At 66.9% G+C, this 15,953-nt stretch carries 14 protein-coding genes, 1 tRNA gene and 1 riboswitch; of the genes, 10 read left to right on the top strand and 5 right to left on the bottom strand.

Annotated elements, in window-relative coordinates; genetic code table 11:
- The first annotated feature begins 4 nt into the window (after positions 1-4).
- The 4 genes from glpK (at position 5) to FQU96_RS26335 (ending at position 4,380) form a co-directional block, all read left to right on the top strand.
- Entirely contained in the window at positions 5-1,492 is a 1,488-nt protein-coding gene (gene glpK / locus FQU96_RS26350) for a glycerol kinase GlpK (RefSeq protein WP_146544334.1), read from the top strand.
- Between the two features lie 128 nt (positions 1,493-1,620).
- On the top strand, positions 1,621-2,235 hold the full coding sequence (locus tag FQU96_RS26345; RefSeq protein ID WP_146544333.1) for a hypothetical protein: 615 nt from the start codon (positions 1,621-1,623) through the stop codon (positions 2,233-2,235).
- Positions 2,236-2,418: 183 nt separating this feature from the next.
- The gene (locus tag FQU96_RS26340) at positions 2,419-3,408 is read left to right on the top strand and encodes a VCBS repeat-containing protein (protein ID WP_146544332.1); all 990 of its coding nucleotides are present in this window, start codon (positions 2,419-2,421) and stop codon (positions 3,406-3,408) included.
- Between the two features lie 174 nt (positions 3,409-3,582).
- Positions 3,583-4,380: a Hint domain-containing protein gene (locus FQU96_RS26335; protein ID WP_146544331.1), complete on the top strand. Its 798-nt coding sequence runs from the start codon at positions 3,583-3,585 to the stop codon at positions 4,378-4,380.
- Here FQU96_RS26335 and FQU96_RS26330 read toward each other — a convergent pair whose 3' ends face one another.
- Positions 4,381-5,592 (bottom strand): GTP-binding protein, encoded by a 1,212-nt coding sequence (locus FQU96_RS26330; RefSeq protein ID WP_146544330.1) that lies wholly within the window; start codon positions 5,590-5,592, stop codon positions 4,381-4,383.
- Positions 5,589-6,674 (bottom strand): CHAD domain-containing protein, encoded by a 1,086-nt coding sequence (locus tag FQU96_RS26325; RefSeq protein ID WP_146544329.1) that lies wholly within the window; start codon positions 6,672-6,674, stop codon positions 5,589-5,591. The genes FQU96_RS26330 and FQU96_RS26325 overlap by 4 nt, the downstream gene beginning before the upstream one ends.
- 232 nt (positions 6,675-6,906) lie before the next feature.
- Here FQU96_RS26325 and FQU96_RS26320 point away from each other — a divergent pair, with 232 nt between their 5' ends.
- Positions 6,907-7,404: a MarR family winged helix-turn-helix transcriptional regulator gene (locus FQU96_RS26320; RefSeq protein ID WP_146544328.1), complete on the top strand. Its 498-nt coding sequence runs from the start codon at positions 6,907-6,909 to the stop codon at positions 7,402-7,404.
- Between the two features lie 14 nt (positions 7,405-7,418).
- On the opposite strand, the gene FQU96_RS26315 is transcribed toward FQU96_RS26320, so the two are convergent.
- Complete coding sequence (locus FQU96_RS26315; RefSeq protein WP_178130713.1) at positions 7,419-7,919, bottom strand: YcxB family protein; 501 nt, start codon at positions 7,917-7,919, stop codon at positions 7,419-7,421.
- A 164-nt stretch (positions 7,920-8,083) separates the two neighbouring features.
- On the opposite strand from FQU96_RS26315, the gene FQU96_RS26310 reads away from it, so the two are divergent.
- The 4 genes from FQU96_RS26310 to FQU96_RS26295 all read left to right on the top strand — a co-directional run bounded on the left by FQU96_RS26310 (position 8,084) and on the right by FQU96_RS26295 (position 11,282).
- Entirely contained in the window at positions 8,084-9,136 is a 1,053-nt protein-coding gene (locus FQU96_RS26310; RefSeq protein WP_146544326.1) for an LLM class flavin-dependent oxidoreductase, read from the top strand.
- A 179-nt stretch (positions 9,137-9,315) separates the two neighbouring features.
- Positions 9,316-9,822: a flavin reductase family protein gene (locus FQU96_RS26305; RefSeq protein WP_146544325.1), complete on the top strand. Its 507-nt coding sequence runs from the start codon at positions 9,316-9,318 to the stop codon at positions 9,820-9,822.
- A gap of 54 nt (positions 9,823-9,876) precedes the next feature.
- A riboswitch (cobalamin riboswitch) is annotated at positions 9,877-10,083 on the top strand.
- 104 nt (positions 10,084-10,187) lie between these two features.
- Positions 10,188-11,177 carry a fatty acid desaturase gene (locus FQU96_RS26300; protein WP_146544324.1) on the top strand — a complete coding sequence of 330 codons (990 nt, stop codon included), beginning with the start codon at positions 10,188-10,190 and terminating at the stop codon, positions 11,175-11,177.
- A 30-nt stretch (positions 11,178-11,207) separates the two neighbouring features.
- Positions 11,208-11,282 (top strand) — tRNA-Gln (locus tag FQU96_RS26295).
- Positions 11,283-11,441: 159 nt separating this feature from the next.
- Here the strand turns inward: FQU96_RS26295 and FQU96_RS26290 are convergent.
- A complete protein-coding gene (locus FQU96_RS26290) occupies positions 11,442-12,428 on the bottom strand; it encodes a methyltransferase (RefSeq protein WP_146544323.1) in 987 nt (328 codons plus the stop codon).
- Positions 12,429-12,680: 252 nt separating this feature from the next.
- On the opposite strand from FQU96_RS26290, the gene FQU96_RS26285 reads away from it, so the two are divergent.
- Positions 12,681-14,699 (top strand): molybdopterin-dependent oxidoreductase, encoded by a 2,019-nt coding sequence (locus FQU96_RS26285; protein ID WP_178130712.1) that lies wholly within the window; start codon positions 12,681-12,683, stop codon positions 14,697-14,699.
- Here FQU96_RS26285 and FQU96_RS26280 read toward each other — a convergent pair whose 3' ends face one another.
- Positions 14,700-15,869, bottom strand: coding sequence for an arabinose transporter (locus tag FQU96_RS26280; protein WP_146544321.1), 1,170 nt, complete (start codon positions 15,867-15,869; stop codon positions 14,700-14,702). It lies immediately after the preceding gene.
- Positions 15,870-15,953 lie beyond the last annotated feature (84 nt).

Below are 15,953 nucleotides of genomic sequence, written 5' to 3'. Positions count from 1 at the left end.
CATCATGCCTGCCCGCCACGTCCTTGCCATTGATCAGGGAACGACTTCGACGCGCGCGATTGTGTTCGACGCCACGGCGCGACCGGTTGCGACGGCGCAGCGCGAACTGCCGCAGATCTACCCGTCGCCCGGCTGGGTCGAGCACGATCCCGAGGAGATCTGGCGCGCAACAGTCGCGGTGTGCCGTGAAGCGCTGGCGCAGGCTGGCCTCGACGCGGCGGCAATCGCCGGCATCGGCATCACCAACCAGCGCGAGACCACCATCGTCTGGGATCGCGAGACCGGCAAGCCGGTGTACAACGCCATCGTCTGGCAGGACCGCCGTACGGCTGAGCGCTGTGCCGAACTGAAGGCAGCCGAACTGGAACCGGAGTTCACGCAGCGCACGGGCCTGGTGCTCGATCCCTATTTCTCGGGCACCAAGCTCGCCTGGATCCTGGACAATGTGCCGGGTGCGCGGGCGCAGGCCGAAGCCGACAAGCTCGCGTTCGGGACAGTCGAGTCTTTCCTGTTGTGGCGCTTGACCGGTGGCGAGCGTCACGCCAGCGACGCCACCAATGCCTCGCGCACGTTGCTCTACAACATCAGGAGCCAGCGTTGGGATCTCGACCTGCTGCGCCTGCTCGAGATCCCGCATACCCTGTTGCCGGAGGTCGTCGACTGTGCCGGCGATTTCGGCACCACGACGCCGGACCTGTTCGGCGCGCCGATTCCCGTCCTGGGCATGGCGGGTGACCAGCAGGCCGCCACGGTAGGACAAGCGTGCCTCAAGCCCGGCATGGTGAAGAGCACCTATGGCACCGGCTGCTTCGCGCTGCTCAACACCGGCACGACGGCCGTGCGCTCCAAGCACCGCCTGCTCACGACCATCGCGTATCGACTCAACGGCACCACGACGTACGCGTTGGAGGGCAGCATCTTCGTTGCCGGCGCCGCGGTGCAATGGCTGCGTGATGGGCTGAAGCTGATCGCCAAATCTGCCGACGTCGAGGCGCTGGCGGATGCCGCACGACCCGGCCATGGCGTCGTCATGGTGCCGGCTTTCGTCGGCCTGGGCGCGCCGTACTGGGATCCCGATGCGCGTGGCGCGCTGCTGGGCCTGACGCGCGACACCGGACCGGCCGAGATCGCGCAGGCGGCATTGGATTCGGTCTGCTTTCAGACTCGCGATCTGGTCGAAGCCATGAAAGCCGATGGCGCTGCCATCGATGCCTTGCGTGTCGACGGCGGCATGGTGGCCAACAGTCCGCTGATGCAGCGCCTGGCCGATACGCTGGGCGTGCCGGTCGATCGGCCCACCGTCACCGAAACGACCGCGCTGGGTGCTGCTCTGCTGGCTGGCCTGCAAGCTGGTCTGTTTCCCTCTCTGGAGGATATCGCTGCCACGTGGCAACTCGACCATGCCTTCACGCCACGCGAGGCGGCCGCGAGCCGTGACCAGCGCTATGCCGGTTGGCAGGACGCGGTGAAGCGCGTGCGCAGCGGGGCGTGAACGCATCGCATGGCGTGAAGGCTCGGTGACTGGCTGCGGACCGCGATCGCGCGTAACGCACGATATCGTCACTTCTTCCGTGCTCCGAGCGGACGTAGGCTCCGGCCGCCCAAGCAAAGGAGGTCATGATGATGATCCGTCGCGCCATGCTCGCGTCGATGGTGGCGCTGATCGCGGGCGCCGCCGTGGCGCAGCAGTCGCCGCCGCCCACCCGGGTACGGGGTGAAATCACCGGCTACAGCGATCGTGCGCTGAACGTGGCGACCCGTGAAGGGGACAAGGTGACGATCAAGCTGGCCGAAGGCTTTTCCGTGATCGGCGTCACCAAGGCCGATATCACCGACATCAAGTCCAACAGCTTCGTCGGCATCGCGGCGATCAAGGGCACCGACGGCAACTGGGTTGCGCTGGAGGTATTGGTGTTTCCCGAATCGGCGCGGGGCGCGGGTGAAGGACATTATCCCTGGGACTTGCAGCCGCAGAGCACCATGACCAATGGCACCGTGGCGACGGTGGCGGAGGCAGCGCACGGCCGCACGTTGAAGGTCGCCTACAAAGGTGCCGCGCAGCCGATCGAGATCACGGTGCCGACGGCAGCGCCGATCGTGACCTTTGCGACCGGCTCGCCCGATCTGCTGAAGCCCGGCAATCATCTGTTCGCCAGCGCGACCAAGGGCGCGGGTGGCGATCTCACGGCCGCGCGTGTGCTGGTCGGCGTCGACGGGCTGGTACCACCGATGTGAGGAACCAGTCGGCATCAATTGCCATGGACAGTGCCGGTCCGCCGCCGCAGGATCGCGTCAACGCCGGCAAGGAGTACATTAATGCGGCGGCGGAGGGAGCGTTGGCTTGGCGTATGGCCAGACGGGCTTGTGTTTGGGCTCGTGCTGGCGGTGTGTGCCTGGCCTGCCAGCGCCGAGAACGGCTTGGACGTTGGGTCGGCGCGCAGCGTCCGCATCGAGGGCAAGCCCGAGCGTTTCGTGGTTTGCGATCAGGCCGGTCGCGCACCCGTCGTCAGTGTGATGTTGGGACGGCGTGCCGTGGCCGTGGCCCATGCGTTGGGCGGCGAGACCATGGCCCTCGATCCCGGCGCCTGCGAGCCGCCGGTGTCAGCACGGCCCAGCGTGCAGTGCAGTGTCAAACGTGCACCACAACCGATGCACGTCGACGTCCGGCTCGCCGACCGCGCGCGGCGCGCCGGTAGCGGCATCTTCGGCGAACGCTGGGAATATCGCTCGCTGCGCCTGCGCCAATTGAGCGGCGACAACGTCGTGACCTGGGTCGATCATGAAGTCGAACTGCCGCTCGACGAGGTGTTCGAGGACCGTATCGTGCGCCACATCGACGAGCCCGGCGCGCCGTCGGCCGACTCCTGCGGCATCGGTTTTCTGGTCATTCGCTCCCACGTGCGTCAAGGGGCGGCACTGACGCTCTATGCGCTGTCGGCGTCAGGCTTGGAGGCGCGCGCCGTGTCAGAGCCGCTGGGCATGCGCGAGCGCTGGCGGGACGTGATCGGCGTTGCCGACGTCGTGGGCGACGGCCGGCGGCGTATCGTCGAGGTCGCCGAGCCGCACGGCGCCGGACGATTGCAGATCGACGACATCCGTGGTGCCCGAATCGAGCCCGAGTCGACCTTGGACGGCTACACCACGCATCGCCTTGGGAACAGCCGCCAAGGTATTGGTGCACTGCTGGATGTCACCGGTGATGGTGTCGCCGACATCGTGGTGCCCACCAGCGATTGGAAATGCCTGGCGGTGGTCACGGCACGCGGCGGCGTGTTGCGCGAAGCCGGTCGTCTGTCCTGTGGCACCGCCCCGATCGTGGACGTGCTGGCGGCCGACCTCAACGGCGATGAGCGCGACGATCTTGTTGCCGTGCGCGCCGACGGCACCATCGAGGCCTGGTTCCGATAGTTGGCAGCGCGCAAACTTTTCGCAGCGCGCGGACGACAATAGTCGGTGGAAACGCTGCTGCACCGAGATGCCGTTGGGCCAGCGCCATCAGCACCGTTATGATCCGGCAACGAGTCGGGATTATCCGATCACAGGCTCCGCCCACGGGCGGCACACCGTTGAAAGGATTTCATCATGACTTTTGATGTGATTGGCGGTCTCACATTGACCGTCGTTCTCGGCCTGGCCGCGGCGCCTGCCGATGCCGCATCGTTGACAGCGATCGAAGCCGTCAACGTGAGCGGTGGAGCCCAGGCCGGTCCACCGATCGCGGGCGAGAGCGACGGTCGCGTGGCCATCGACGCCGTCGCGGCGACGGCGCCGACAGCACAGGCCGACAATGCCTGCCTGCTGCGCGGTACCCTGGTCCGCACGCCGCGCGGCGACGTGCCGGTCGAGACGTTGGCGATCGGCGATGAGGTCGTCACGCTGGACGGCACGGTTCAGCGACTCAAGTGGATCGGGCAGCGCGCCTACGCGCCCATCGTTGCCAGGGTCAACCCCAGGATCGTGCCGATCCGGATCGCAGCCGGCGCGTTGGGTGATGCGATGCCGTCGCGCGATCTGCTGGTCTCACCGGCGCACGCGCTCTATCTCGACGGTGTCCTGGTGCCCGCCACGTTCCTGGTGAACGGTGACACCATTCGGCCGGCACCCGAGATCGAGGTCATCGAGTATTTCCATCTCGAACTGGACGCACCCGACGTCCTGTGGACCAACGACGCACCGACCGAGAGCTACGTCAATCACGGCAACCGCCGGATGTTCGAGAACTGGACCCAGTACGTGGCGCGATACGGCTCGGAAGACGAAGCGCCCCGCGGCGTCGACGGCCAGTACGTGCGGCGCTTCAAGTGCGTCTATGCCGGTCCGCTGCTGCAGGCGATCCGCGCCAGGCTGGCGCGGCATGCGGGCGAGGCGTTGGCCGCTTGACTAGCGCGCCTCCTCGTTCACCTGGCTCCACTTGTCGGCGCTCTCGATGAACGACGTGAAAACCTTGCGGATGGTGGCCTCGGGCAGGTCGCGGGTGATGAACACGATCCGCGTGCGGTGATCCTCGTCCGGCCATTTTTCCAGCACGGCGGGCGGATGGAAAACGTGCTGCACGCCATGCACCACCACCGGCTTGTCGCTGTCGCTGACGTTCAAGATGCCCTTGATGCGCAGCAGGTCCGGACCGCGATAGGTCACCAGCGCATCGAAGGCAGCGGCGACGGTGGCCCAGGGCAGCGGCTTGTCGAACACGATGCAGAACGAGCGGATGCTGTCGTCGTGCCGGTTGATGTCGTGCGGATCCTGGTCGCGGTGGGCATGCGCTTCATCCGGGCCGGGGCCGGCGAAGGGATCGTCAGGGGAGCCGGACGGCCGCCCGCCATCATCGTGACGGTGATGGTGGTGCTCGTGATGATGGTCGTGGCCATGACCGTGGTGGTGATGGCCGTGCGCGTCGTGCTCGGCGAGGTACGCCTCTTCATGCAGCCAGCGCTTGACGTCGGCCGTCTTGGTCTCGGGATTGTAGAGGCCGGCGTTCATCACGTCGGCGGGTGACACCTCGCCGAATTGCACCGGCATCAGTGGCGCACCGGGGTTGAGCTGGTGCAGGCGGCCGCGCAGCGCCGTGATCTGCGCCTCGGTGGCGATATCGGTCTTGGTCAGCAGCAGCCGGTCGGCGACGGCGGCCTGCTTCACCGACTCGGCGTGGTTGTCCAGCGTGCCGGCGCCGTTGACCGCGTCGACCGTGGTGACGACGCCGTCCATGCGAAAGCGCGAGGCGAGCAGGGGGTCGGTCATCAGGGTGTGGAGGATCGGGGCCGGATCGGCCAGTCCCGTGGTTTCGACCACCATGCGCTTGAACGGCGTGATCTCGCCACGCGTGCGCTTCAGATACAGCTCGCTCATGGTACGCACCAGATCACCGCGCACCGTGCAGCACAGGCAGCCGCTGTTGAGCGTGACCAGCCCGTCCTCGTCCGACTTCTCGATCAGCTGGTGATCGAGCCCGATCTCGCCGAACTCGTTGATGATGACGGCGGTGTCGCCCATCTCCGGCTTGCGCAGCAGTTCACGCAGGACCGTCGTCTTGCCGCTGCCCAGAAAGCCGGTCAGCACCGACACCGGGATTCGTTCTTCCGCCGCCTCATTCATTTCTTCTCTCCGTCCTCGTCCCGGCGCCAGAAGCGGGACGCCCGAACGAAGCGTTTGCCGGCCGCGGCCAACGCTCGCTCATCGTCACCGCCGGCCTGCGCGCGCATCGCGAGCCAGCCCGTCAGCACGCCGGCAACCCAGTCCAGCCGGCCCTTGGGACGGGCCGCGGCGCGGATGTCGGCGACGACCTTGGCCGCGACGATGCGATCGTTGGCCAATCCCAGCGCGTCCTGCAGCTTGGCTGCCGCGTGGATATAGGCGTCGGCGGCTTTGTGGTCAAAGAGCTTGGCGAGGAAGGCGGCGGCATAGCGCTGTTTCTTGACGCGCAGCCGCAGGGCGTGGCGGGCACCGCCGTCCAGCTTTCCGAAGCGGTCCAACCCTTTGCGCAGCTTGCGATCGCGCCGCCGTAGGATATCGCGCGCGAAATCCAGCGCATCCGGCAGCGGCGCCACCGCCGGCACGCCGGGCATCGGGTCGGTCGTCGGTGCCGCCGGCTGCGGCAGCACCAGCCCGCCCGGGATGGCGCTCTGCAGGGCGTTGGCTCCGGGGGCTGGCGGTTCCGGTAGTTGCAGTGGCGGTACGACCGGTATGTGGCGCACCGGCATCGCCAGCAGGCGGGCAAGGCGGCTGTCGAAGGCGGTGAAGGTCTCGCCGCTGAGCACGCGCCGGGCTGCGTCGTGACGGGTGCGGCGCAGGCGCATGGCGGCGGCCCGGAAGGCGCGCAGGTCGCGGCTGACGTCGGGATAGGGCGCCAGGCTGGCGTCGGCCTCCTTCAGCACGCCGGCCAGGAAGACGTCGAGGTCGCGTGTGGCGCCACAGGCGTCGGCCAGCACCTTGGCATCGGCACGCAGGGCGAGGATCATGTCGTCCGCCAGCGGCCGGCCGAACAGGGTCGCCGCGGCGCGCAGGCGGCGCAGAGCCACGCGCGTACCATGGATCCCGACGGGATCGCGGGCGGACAGCACGGTCTGTCGCGCCGTCAGCAGGTCGGCATGGCACGCCGCCAGGGCTTCGTGCGCCAGGGCCAGCAATGGCGGTACCGCCTCGCTGGTGAGCAAGTCTCGATGATCAGCCAAGTCCATTTGTCGGCCATCCCAGCACGGGGGCGCATGACAGACAAATGACGGTTTTGTTGCGATCGAACCGACTGCGAAAGCCCATCATCTGGTAGGAGAGCCTGCTCCAGGACTCTATTTGTTGTAGCAAGCACAATTGAGTGCCCACAAGGTAACGCGATGCAGAATGGACCTCCAGTATGCAACTATTCCGGGGTGATGCTTGACGCGTCGGCCTGGGGCTCGCGATGGTGTCGCCATGCGGCATGACGATCTCTTTGCGAAGCCAGGCCATTTGATTCGCCGCTGCCAGCAGATCGCGGTGTCGATCTTCATGGACGAGTGCCGTGCCCTTGATCTCACGCCCATCCAGTACGCCGTGCTCTCGGCGCTGAGGGCGCAGCCCGACATCGATCAGGCGACCCTGGCGGCGCTGGTTGCGCTGGACCGGTCGACCTTGGGCGAGGTGGTGATGCGACTGCAGCACCGGCGCTTGATCGACCGACGGCCCAGCGAGCGTGACCGCCGCAGCAAGGTCCTGCGGACGACCGCGACCGCGCTGCGCCTGTTGGACAGGGCCGAGGCCACGGTGCGTCGCTCCCAGGAGCGGATACTGGCGCCGCTTACGCCGGCGGAACGGCGGACGTTCATGCGCTTGCTGTCCAAACTCGTCGACATCAACAACGCGCTGAGCCGGGCACCGATGGCGGTGTCCGCCGCCAAGGCCGGCGGACGGCGACGGAGCAGCAGCACATAGGGGCTGCGAGGCCGCTATCGGCTCTCCGGCGTGGCACCGCACTGCTGCAACGCGAAGGCGCGTGCGGCTTGATAGTCCTGTTCCGACCCGAACGCGCGCCGGGGCAGCGTCACGGCTTCGCGCTTGGAGATCGCGAAGAACAGATGACGCGGCGTCTCGATAACCCGCCTGACGCTCGACCAGGCGATACGCGACTGGATGCCGGCGCCACTGCCCTCAATGCCAGCCCGGTCCAGTGACAACGTGACCTCCTGGTTGGCCAGCGCATTGCGCTTGAAGACCATCGCTGCCGTCAGTGGCGCGACGAGGTGGCCCAGCCACGGGAAGAGCAGGACGATGGCAAAAACGACGTAGAGATCCCACGGCAGGCGGCCCTGAACGGCGCCACGCACGACCAGCCAGGCGCGCTCGACGGAGCCTGCCATCACATAGAGCATGATCGCCCACAGCGCGATCAGGGCCACGGTCGCCAGCCATCGCCAGCGCCATGTGGGGCGCGTCAGGGCGTTCGTCATCGCAACGAAGTCACCCCGTTCAAACCGGAATTTGACCTCAAAAGGCGGCGTCGCGCGGTCCATGCGCCATTCTGAAGGAGGCGACGATGTCTGTGCAACCGCCGCCGTGACTCCGGCCAAAAAGTGAGTATACTCATTGATTGGCGAAAGTGATGGAGAACGGCATGGAATTCGGCATGCAATTCTTCCCCGATGTTGGTCCGGCGCAGAAGCCGGCCGACCGCTACTTCCGCGAGGCGCTGGACCTCGTGGCGCTGGCCGACCCGCTGGGCTACGGCCACGTCCGCATTGTCGAGCACTACTTCCATCCCTACGGCGGCTATTCGCCCAATCCGATCGTCTTCCTCAGCGCCGCCGCCCAGCGCACGGCCCGCGCGCGGCTGATCACCGGGGCGGTGCTGCCGGCCTTCAACAACCCGCTGAAGCTGGCGGGCGAGATCGGCATGCTCGATGCCATCTCGGGCGGCCGTCTGGAAGTCGGTTTCGCGCGCGCTTTCCTGCCGCATGAATTCAGCCGCTTCGGCGTGAAGCTCGACGAAAGCAAGGCACGCTTCGACGAAGGCATCGAACAGGTGCGCCTGCTGCTGGCCGAGGAGGACGTGGCGCACCAGGGCCGCTTCCATTCCTTTCCGAGGACGACATCGCTGCCGCGCCCCACGCAGCGGCCGCATCCGCCGTTCTGGGTCGCTGCCCTGGGCACGCCCGACAGCTTCACCAATGCCGGCCGCAAGGGCTATTCGATCATGGCGATCCCGATGGGGGGCGGCATGATGGCCGAGTTGATCGGCCTCTATCGCGAGGGTTGGAAAAGCGCCGGACATCCGGGCAATGGCCGCGTCATGCTGGCGTTCCACATGTTCTGCCATGAAGACAGGGAAGCCGCCGCCGCCATCGCCCGGGCGCCGCTGGAGCGCTATCTAAGTTCGCTGGTCGAAGCGGCTGGCGACTGGACCGAGGGCACCAGCTCGGCCGACTACCCGGGCTACGACAAGATCATCGCCGGGCTGGCACAGGAGACTTTCGAGTCCCAGGTCGAGAAGGGTGCGGCCTGGATCGGGACACCGCATGACATCCGTGAACAGATCGCCGACTACCGCAAACGCGTCGGCGGTTTCGAGAGCGCATCGCTGCAGGTGAACTTCAACACCGTGTCGGTCGAAGACGCCCGCTGTTCCACCGAACTGTTCGGCCGGGCCGTGATCCCGCACTTTGCGTAGACGACGCAACGCCGGCTGATCATCCGCCCGCCCGTCCGATTGGCCTTTCTTCCGGGTTGCTTTTTGGTGCTGTGCCGCCATGTATGCGTCACAGCCATTACATCACGGCCGGTGACAGAAGCTGCCGGTCCGTGGTTCCATGATCATCAGGATGGACGTCGTTTCAGGATGCGAGACGTATGAACATGGATACCGGGGCCTTCAAGAAAGGCATGCGCCACCTCGCGGCCAGCGTCTGTCTGATCACGACGCGGCATGGCGCTGAGCGTGGCGGCCTGACGGCGACGGCCGTGTGTTCCGTATCGGCCGAGCCGCCCCAACTGCTGGTGTGCGTCAATCGCGACGCGAGCGCCCATCCGCTGATCGTTGCCAGCCGCATCTTCGCGGTGAACGTGCTGGCGCCGTGCCACCGCTCGATTGCCGAGCGCTTCGCCGGCATGGACGGCGTCGAAGGCGATGCGCGCTTCGTCGATCTGGGCGACTGGCGGACGTTGCAGACCGGTGCACCAGTGCTGCACGGTTGTCCCGTGACGTTCGACTGCAAGGTCGTGAACACCACCGTGGCCGGCACGCACACCATCGTCATCGGCGAAATCCTCGACGTTGCGCTCGATGCCGCCAATCTGCCCCTGCTTTATGCGCAGGGTGCCTTCATGGGCAGCGAGACACTGAAGGCGGCACCCTAGGTCGGTCTGCCCGGACGGCCTGCGCGATTCTTTGACATCGGTTCGGCTTTGACGGCTAATGCCTGCCGTCACGGTCTCTCGATCGCAAGATCGAGGGCTAAGAGGGAATCCGGTGCGCTTCGCGGCAAAACCGGAGCTGCCCCCGCAACTGTTGGCGGCGAGCGTTTGTCCGACGGACGTCACTGAAGCGCCGGCTTCGGGAAGACCGGACACTGCGATAACCCGCGAGCCAGGAGACCTGCCGCGACACGTGTACGTCCTCGGGCGGGGTGTCCCGGTGGGGTCGCTTGTCATGGATGGCCCTGTGCCGCCATGGCTCAGCCGATATCCGCTTGGCCTTGGCCTCTTTCTGGGTGGGGTCATTGATGCTGGGTTTGCATCGCGTTGTTGCCGGTGGCGGTCGGTCGGATCTCGGGCGCAGGTTGGACATCCCGCAGACGGCACGGCCGCTGCACCTGATCTGGAGCTACGCGACGGCGATCGCCGCCATCCATGCGTTCGCGCTGCTGGCATTCGTGCCGTGGTTCTTCAGTTGGACAGGCGTGGTGCTGGCTGTCCTGGGCCTCTACGTCTTCGGAACATTGGGGATCAACCTCTGCTATCATCGCCTGCTGACCCACCGCGGCGTCGTCTGCCCGGCCTGGCTCGAACACGCTCTGGCGATCCTCGGCGTCTGCTGCGTGCAGGATACGCCGGCGCGCTGGATCGCCATCCATCGCCGCCATCACGCGCAGGCCGACGAACAGCCCGATCCGCATAGCCCGCGGGCCGGTTTTTTGTGGGCGCACCTGGGCTGGATCGTGGTCCGCAACCAGGACCTGGTCCGGCCGGGACTGGTGTCACGCTACGCCAAGGACATCCTGCGCGATCCGTTCTACGCCCGGCTGGAGCCGTATCCCTGCTGGGTCGGTGTGATCCTGCTGTCGTGGCTGCTCTTCTTCGTGGGCGGTTTTGTCGCCGAATGGATGCTGGGCGGCAGCGTCGACCAGGCGCTGCAGTTCGGGCTCAGCCTGCTGGTCTGGGGCGTGTTCGTCCGTACAGTCCTGGTGTGGCATATCACCTGGTCGGTGAACTCGGTGGCCCATCTGTGGGGATACCGCACATACGAGACTGGCGAATCCAGCCGCAACAATCTGCTGGTCGGCTTCATCAGCAACGGCGAGGGCTGGCACAACAACCACCATGCCGATCCACGGTCGGCACGCCACGGCCACCAATGGTGGGAACTCGACGTGACCTGGCTGACCATCCGGCTGCTGGCCGCCGTCGGGCTGGCAGGGCGGATCGCGACGCCCTCCGTCCAGCGACAACCGGGCCAGCAAGGAGCCCTTGAGCCGCCACCGGCAAAAGACTAGAACCCTGTCGCCCAAAGGGGCTGGTCCTGATGGGGCGTAGCCAAGCGGTAAGGCAGCGGATTTTGATTCCGCCATCCCCAGGTTCGAATCCTGGCGCCCCAGCCACCCTTTGGGGTTAGCGAACACCGGCCGAGAGCGGATTGCTCTACGCCCTGCTATCGCCAGACGGAGAACCTTGAGCGAAAGCTCTCGGCGCTGAAGGTTGCAAGGCTGCCCGGTTAGGGTCGGCGCCTCAGCGAGCCCCGCATCCGAAACCAACCACGATCAGCCCGCGAGGCGCGCGCGAAACAGCGTGGCGCCGTCCGGCAGGCGCGACCTGGCGATATCCCGGAAGCCGGCCTCGGTCATCCATGCGCGATACTGACCTTCAGTGTACGATTCGCCGTGGCGATAGAGGTTCAGGAAGGTGAGATTCAGAAAGACACCCTCGGGCGGGCCGAGGCGGTCGTCATCGACGACACCCGACCCTGCAATGGCGATCTCGCCGCCGGGTGTCAGACAACGCGCCGCGTTCAGGATCGAACGGCGCGCCTGGTCCGGCGGAAGGACCTGAACGACGGCCTTCAGGACCGCCAGATCGTGCCGACCGATCGATGGCGCGACGGTGATGTCCCCCGCTTCGACAACCACGTCGTCGGCACCATATTCCGACAGGATCTCTGGCGCGACCGCTGCGACCGCCGGGAGTTCCATCAGCGTCGCCGCAATCTGCGGCCACCGTTCGCGAAGTCCGACGAGAATGGTCCCGGGACCTCCGCCGATGTCGATCACCGAACCGATCGCCGAGAGATCGACCTCCCGGGCCAGATGTCGGCCGAAAATCACCCCGCCCGGTGCGAGCATGCGGCTGAAGGCTGCCGCGGCCTCGGGCCCCGCTTCGGAAAAGTCGTGCAGCGCCGCTGGCCGGTTCTGTCGCAGCGACTCTGCGGTCAACAGGTCGGCTCCCCAGAGTTCGCGCAGGAGCGCATGGTCGCCGCCGCGATAGGTCGGCTTGGACGCGTCGAGGAAGGCTGACGCTTCGGGGCCGTTGCGAAATTGGCCATCCTTGACGTCGAGGAGGCCGATGCTGGCGAGCGCGTAGAGGAGCCGCGACAGACGATCGGGCTCGACGTTGAGCGCGGCCCCAAGGCTGTCAGCCGTCATCGCGCTGCCGCCGAGCCGGGTGAAGATGCCAAGATCCAGCCCGGCGCGAAGCGCCAAGGCAGGGGGCACCGCTGCGATCAGCTTGTCGATCCGAGCAGACTCCACCATGTCACATCCCCTTCCGCGATCCAGGGCCGACTTTGAAACAGCTCGGAAGATCGGATTCGACCGCGGCGGCGCTTTCCCCACCCATCGCAGCGAGGCGCGACCAGAAGTTTGTCACGGACCGCAGAGCGTTTGAAGTCGATGGTCGACCCTGTCGTTTCGGCGGACAACCACACGCATCGCATCGTTACGGCTGGCATCCCGTCACCCGAAGCGCGTAGCATGGCGCCGGAGCGCACGCAGGGGAGGTCGGCCGTGGGCGAGACCCGCACCGTCAAAGGCTGTTGTCCGTTGGATTGCCAGGACACGTGCAGTTGGGTCGCCGAGGTGGACCAGGGCCGCGTCGTTGCAGTGCGCGGCGCCAAGGATCATCCGTTCACGCGCGGTGTTCTGTGCGCCAAAGTCAACGACTATCCGACGCGCACCTATGCCCCCGACCGTCTGTTGCATCCGCTGCGACGGGTTGGCCCCAAAGGATCCGGCCAGTTTGAGCGTATCTCCTGGGATGCGGCGCTCGATCTGATCGCCCAGCGCTTCACGGCGATCGCGGCACAGCATGGGCCGGAGGCGCTGTTGCCGCACCGCTATCTCGGCTCGATGGGCATGGTGCAATGCCGCGGCCTGATGCGGCTGTTCCACGCGCTGGGCGCGAGCCGGACGGGTGGTGGCATTTGTGCTGTCTCGTACGTGGCCAGCGCGGCCGAGGGGCTGCCGTTGGGCTTCGACCCCGAGGACGTCGCCGATAGCCGCCTGATCCTTCTGTGGGGCGTCAACATCCTCTCGACGTGCCATCACCACTGGCAGTTCATTCAGGAGGCCCGCCGGCGCCACAATGCGCGGGTCATTTGCATCGACCCCATCCGCACCCGCACGGCCCGGCAGTGCGACGAGCATGTCGCGCTGCGTCCTGGCACCGACACGGTGCTGGCGGCCGGCATGGCCCGCGTCATGCTCGAGGAAGGCCTGGCTGACCTCGACTACGCCCGTACCGTCTGCGCCGACCTGGATGACCTCGCGCGGAACGTTGCGCCGTGGACGCCGGTGCGTGTGGCCGACATTTGCGGGATTGCACCGGAAACGGTGGTGCGCCTGGCGCGTGAATTCGCCGCCGCGCGTCCGGCCGTGATCCGCGCCGGCGTCGGCGTACAGCAAACCGTACACGGCGAGTCGTTCGTGCGTGCCGTGCATGCGCTGGCGGTGCTGGGCGGCCACTGGCAGCACCGCGGCGGCGGCGTGCTGGCGATCGCCCGACCCGATCTCAATCAACTGCGTCCCGAACGCGCCGATCTGATTCCGCCCGGCAAATCGCCGCGCGTTCTCGACATGGCGCGGCTGGGCGAGACCTTGACCGATCCGACGCTCGATCCGCCCATCCACGGGTTGATGGTATGGGGTACGAACCCGGCGGTGGTGCAGCCGGACGCCGGCCGGGTGCAACAGGGACTGGCGCGCGGGGATCTGTTCACCGTCGTGGTGGAGCATTTCCTGACCGACACCGCCCGCTTTGCCGACGTGGTCCTGCCGTCGACGACGCAGCTGGAACACTTCGATGTGCTGGGCGCCTGGGGCCATCACTACATCAGCGTGAACCTGCCGGCGATCGCGCCGTTGGGCGAAGCGAAGTCGCACGGTGAGATCATGCGCTTGCTGGCGCCGCGGCTGGGGCTCGATCACCCGGCCATGCGCGAAAGCGATGAGGAGATTGCGGCATTCGCGTTGCCGCCGGGTCTCGATCTCGCGGCATTGAAGGATGCCGGATGGATCAAGACAACCAAACCACCGGTGACGCTCGCGGGCGCCGGGCTTCGCCTGGCACCGCGGGATGGTGTTTCCCTGCCGCCCGCACCGCCGTCTGCCGGGATGCTGCGGCTGATGACGCCCAAGGCCCATTTCTTCCTGAACTCGAGCTTTGCCAACCAGCCGCGCCATCGCCGCGCCGAAGGCCGGCCGACGCTCGACATGACGGCCGCGGATGCCGTGGCGCGCGGGCTGCGTGACGGTGAGGCCGTCAAGGTGCGAAACGGCCGCGACGCGTTTGGGGCGACGCTTCGGATCACGGATGCGGTTGTCGACGGCGTGGTCGCCATGCCGGGCAAATGGTGGAGCGTGCCCAAAGAAGAGGGTGCCGTGTCGAACCTGTTGTGTCCGGGCGCCTGGTCGCCGGGCGGCCAACCGGCCTTCAACGAGATCTTCGTCGAGGTCGTGCGTGCGGAGGCGGGTGCTGCCGCCGCGCAGGTGAAGAGGCCCGCTCTCGTGTCGTCGGGTGCGTCGTAGTCAGGCCGGCCGCGGTGGGACGGCCATCAGCCGTGCCGCGATGATCATCGCGCAGGCTACGACCGCGGCACCGGCCAGAAAGACCGCATCGACACCGAAGCGGTTGGCGATCAGGCCGGTCACCGGCCCGCCGACACCTAACGCGACATCGAGGAAGGCGACATAGGCGCCCATGGCCAGCGCCCGGCTTTGCGGCGGTGCGCGGCGAACGGCTTCGACGCCGAAGCCGGGAAAGGCCAGCGAATACCCGAACCCCGTCAAGGCCGCGCCGGCATAGGCCAACGGAGTCTGCTCGGCTCCCCAGATCAGAAACTGGCCGACGGCTTCGATCAGCACGCACACCAGCGCCACGCGGGCGCCGCCCAGCCGGTCGGGCAGATGACCGAAGAGCAGGCGCGCACCGATGAAGGCGCCGCCGAAAGCCGTGAAGGCCAGCGACGCATCGCCCCAGGCACGCTGGGCAAAAAGCAGCGCGATGAAGGCGGTCATGCCGCCGAAACCGATGCTGCAGAAGGCGAGGCCTAGGCCGGGCAGCCACACGGCGCCCAGCACCTTGTAGAACGGGACGCGTCGTGTCGCCGCCGGCGCGATCGGGCGTAGCACCGCAACGATGGACAGCGCCAGCAGCGGCGTCAGTGTCGTCGCGAGCGCAATGGCGCCGAAGCCGTGCCCGGCATAGAGGGCGACTCCGGCCGGTGCGCCGAGGCCGTAGGCGGCATACATCGCGATCCCGACCCAGACCATGACCTTGCCGGCGTTCTGCGGGCCGACCAGGCCGATCCCCCAGCCCAGGGAACCGGTGGCAATCAGGCTCTCGCCGCAGCCCAGCAGCAGGCGTCCCAGCAGCAGCAAGCCGACCGACAGGTCCGGCCGATCGATGAAGACCAGCGACACGAGATAAACGCCGCCCGACAGCGTCGCAATGATGCACCCGGTCACGACGGCACGCTTGGCGCCCTCGAGATCGGCCAGGTTGCCGGCCCATGCCCGCGACAGCAGGGCCGCGGCGAACTGGCTGCCAACGACGATGCCGACGATCAGGGCGCTCATGCCCAGGGTGTCGTGCACGTGCAGCGGCAACACCGGCAGCGGCAAGCCGATCGTCAGAAAACTCACGAATACGGCGAGCGTGATCGGCAGCAGGCGCCGGAAAACGTTCTCGGAAGACATGTGGAACCAAACGCATGATGGTGTTCCCGCTTGTTATAGAGGGTGAAACGCGCGCGGGAAATTCGCGTTGACGGCAGCAGGTGA

This window comes from Reyranella sp. CPCC 100927 (assembly GCF_007859315.1).
In the GTDB taxonomy this organism is placed as follows: domain Bacteria; phylum Pseudomonadota; class Alphaproteobacteria; order Reyranellales; family Reyranellaceae; genus Vineibacter.
This window is presented reverse-complemented; position numbering and strand designations above follow the sequence as displayed.

Excerpts from the sequence above, each read along its gene's own strand:
- FQU96_RS26290 (WP_146544323.1), bottom strand. The coding sequence starts at position 12,428 with ATGGTGGAGTCTGCTCGGATCGACAAGCTGATCGCAGCGGTGCCCCCT.
- FQU96_RS26325 (WP_146544329.1), bottom strand. The coding sequence starts at position 6,674 with ATGGACTTGGCTGATCATCGAGACTTGCTCACCAGCGAGGCGGTACCG.
- glpK (WP_146544334.1), top strand. The coding sequence starts at position 5 with ATGCCTGCCCGCCACGTCCTTGCCATTGATCAGGGAACGACTTCGACG.
- FQU96_RS26335 (WP_146544331.1), top strand. The coding sequence starts at position 3,583 with ATGACTTTTGATGTGATTGGCGGTCTCACATTGACCGTCGTTCTCGGC.
- FQU96_RS26315 (WP_178130713.1), bottom strand. The coding sequence starts at position 7,919 with ATGACGAACGCCCTGACGCGCCCCACATGGCGCTGGCGATGGCTGGCG.
- FQU96_RS26310 (WP_146544326.1), top strand. The coding sequence starts at position 8,084 with ATGGAATTCGGCATGCAATTCTTCCCCGATGTTGGTCCGGCGCAGAAG.
- FQU96_RS26300 (WP_146544324.1), top strand. The coding sequence starts at position 10,188 with ATGCTGGGTTTGCATCGCGTTGTTGCCGGTGGCGGTCGGTCGGATCTC.
- FQU96_RS26320 (WP_146544328.1), top strand. The coding sequence starts at position 6,907 with ATGCGGCATGACGATCTCTTTGCGAAGCCAGGCCATTTGATTCGCCGC.
- FQU96_RS26305 (WP_146544325.1), top strand. The coding sequence starts at position 9,316 with ATGAACATGGATACCGGGGCCTTCAAGAAAGGCATGCGCCACCTCGCG.
- FQU96_RS26345 (WP_146544333.1), top strand. The coding sequence starts at position 1,621 with ATGATGATCCGTCGCGCCATGCTCGCGTCGATGGTGGCGCTGATCGCG.
- FQU96_RS26280 (WP_146544321.1), bottom strand. The coding sequence starts at position 15,869 with ATGTCTTCCGAGAACGTTTTCCGGCGCCTGCTGCCGATCACGCTCGCC.
- FQU96_RS26330 (WP_146544330.1), bottom strand. The coding sequence starts at position 5,592 with ATGAATGAGGCGGCGGAAGAACGAATCCCGGTGTCGGTGCTGACCGGC.